Annotated in this window: 4 protein-coding genes; all 4 read left to right on the forward strand. The window is 27.2% G+C overall.

From position 1 onward, the window contains the following. The first annotated feature begins 147 nt into the window (after positions 1 to 147). Positions 148 to 381, forward strand: coding sequence for a hypothetical protein (locus CXF67_RS09170; RefSeq protein WP_102088482.1), 234 nt, complete (start codon positions 148 to 150; stop codon positions 379 to 381). A gap of 2 nt (positions 382 to 383) precedes the next feature. Further along, positions 384 to 959 carry an ABC-three component system protein gene (locus CXF67_RS09175; protein WP_102088483.1) on the forward strand — a complete coding sequence of 192 codons (576 nt, stop codon included), beginning with the start codon at positions 384 to 386 and terminating at the stop codon, positions 957 to 959. 1 nt (position 960) lies between these two features. Continuing rightward, the gene (locus CXF67_RS09180; RefSeq protein WP_102088484.1) at positions 961 to 1,443 is read left to right on the forward strand and encodes an ABC-three component system middle component 5; all 483 of its coding nucleotides are present in this window, start codon (positions 961 to 963) and stop codon (positions 1,441 to 1,443) included. Then, a partial coding sequence (locus CXF67_RS09185) for an ATP-binding protein (RefSeq protein WP_180957941.1) occupies positions 1,430 to 2,665 on the forward strand: 1,236 nt, incomplete at its 3' end. The genes CXF67_RS09180 and CXF67_RS09185, both read left to right, overlap by 14 nt.

Consider the following 2,665-nt stretch of genomic DNA (forward strand, 5'->3'; position numbering starts at 1 on the left):
GCGTGTATAATTTATTGCTAGTTCTAGCTTACTTACGAAAATCCTCGCGGATTTTCTATTTGGTTTGTATTTGCTAAATTAGGTGTTTAAAACACGCAACAAACCATATACATCAACGTTAGCATTCATGTGGAAATAAAATACAATATGAGAAAAACACTATTAATATTAAACATCTCTGCTTTTATCGCAAGTGTATTATGGTTAATATTCAACCCTGATTTTGAACCTTTAATCTCAACCTTATTAACTTTGGGTGGACTTATTGGTTTTGTTCTTATAAAACCTAAAAAATCAGAAGGAAAAGTTGTCATGAAACAAAAAGGTGGAAAAAAATCTAAACAGTATCAATCTGCTGGAGACATGACAATAAAAAAATAATTTTGAAAGAACCAAAAGAAATAAAATTAGAACAGTCAGGGGATAATAGTAGTCAGTATCAATCTGTTGGAAACATGACTGTAATAAATGAAAGAAAAGCTACAAATTATAATCAATATTTAAAATTAGTTTCCGAATTTGAAAAAGAGTTAGAATTTGGTGAAATTGAGTTTCGTGAATTCATTGATAAAATCCAACATTACACAAATAATATTGATGATAAATTTATTGGTCTTAAAAAGAAACTTGAAAATGGTGGATTTCAAAATGACTATGATTGGGCTAAAGAAATGAAACATTATTATTATATGAAAATAACAGAAAATGCTCTTTCTAAAGCAACACAAAAAATTCATGGTTTTATTCTAGCTAAAATCTGTGTTCTGTTCAATTTTCATATTAGAGGTGCAATCAGTGATGGAGTGCCCAAAGAAATTACCAGAGAATTAATTATTGCACAAGTAATCCAACCAATTCAAGAAATATTAGGACAGGATAATGTCCTTGATTTATATGATGATGACATTACGTCAATGATTTATTTTTTAACTGGAAACTGTCACATAAAATGGAATTAATATGTTAGTATATCATCCTGCTTATGATTCATATCATTGCATCACGCGAATTTTAAAATTAATGCAATCTCTAGAGATAAAAGAATATAATATTGATAGAATAAGAATATATGATTATTACATACTTTTCTTAAACGATATTAACAATATAACTCTACCAACGGCATTTTCTGAATATAAGAAAATTGAAAAATCAAATAAGTTTAACAAAGTCCATAATTCCGTTTATGTTTTTACTCAGTTAGAAAATGTTCAAAATATAGCTCTCCGAGCTATGGCTTCATACGGTTTTATTGATAAAAACTTACTTGATAAAGATATTATTAAACTTTGCTTATCAGACATACCAGAAGAAATCAGCAATAGTTTAAATAGCAAGGAAGATAAATATATAGATTTTTTAAAATCTTTTTTCGAGAAACAAACATTGCGAGAAATAAAAAAAAGAACAAAATTAATGGAATACAGATATGAGCTTTCTTAAAATAAACCAATTAATAGTTACCAGAGATGGTGAGAATGTCTATTCCCAAGAATATCATGAAGGCTTAAATATAATAAGAGGTCATAATAGTACTGGTAAATCTACTATTGCAAATTTTATTTTTTTCGCTTTAGGAGGTGAGTTTACAGATTGGTTACCTGAAGCTGCTTCATGTGATTATGTAATTGCTGAAATTGGAATAAATGGAGCAAATATTACCGTAAAAAGAGAAGTTTCTAATACGCAAAGAAGGCCAATGGCAATCTTTATTGGAAAAATGGAGAAAGCCATGGCTTCAAATACTATTGGCTGGAATATTTATCCTTACAGTAAATCTGATAAAACAGAAAGTTTTAGTCAAATTATCTTTAAAGCCTTAAACTTCCCTTCAATTTCAACTGAAAATCAAGAATCAATAACAGTAAATCAAATTCTTAGACTTCTATATATAGACCAATTAAGTAGTTTAGATAATTTAATGCGAAATGAAGATTTTGATTCTCCTCTTATCAGAAGTGCTATAGGAAATCTACTTTTAGGAACATATAATGATGACCTTTTAAAATTGCAAATAGAATTAAGAGAAAAGGAAAAGCAATATAATAGTATAAAAAAACAAGTCAAGGCTTTAGATCATGTATTTGAGAGTTCTTCTTTTGATTTTAATAGAATCTTAATCGAAAAAAATATCAAAGAAAAAAATGAGCAGTTAACCAAGGTTCGAGATACAATAAAGCAACCTGAATTAATTGTTTCCACGGTTAAGAAAAATGATACAAAAAATGAAATTATAAAACTTAAAGCTAATTTAAAAAAATTCAAAAGCAGATATGATGTTACAATAAATGAAATAAGTAAATCAAAATCAAACATCATAGATAATAGTGAATTCATAGATGTATTAAAATCAAAATTAATTGCAATAAATGAATCTTTAAATTCAAGAGAAACTTTAGGAGCACTTCCTATCCAGTTCTGTCCAGTTTGCTTAGAAAAAATTGAAGAATCTATTCCTGAAAGTCATTGTAAACTTTGTAAAAAAGAAATAAAAGATGACCTAGGTAAAACAAAACTTCTTAGGATGAAATTAGAGGTTGAAATGCAAATAAAAGAATCTCTATCTATTTTAAAAGATAAAGAACAAATTTTAGAAAAATTTTCATCTTCCATAAAAGGAACTGAAAGATTACTAAGTGACGCACAATATAGTTATGATTTATTT

Source organism: Psychroflexus sp. MES1-P1E (assembly GCF_002836055.1).
GTDB lineage: Bacteria > Bacteroidota > Bacteroidia > Flavobacteriales > Flavobacteriaceae > Psychroflexus.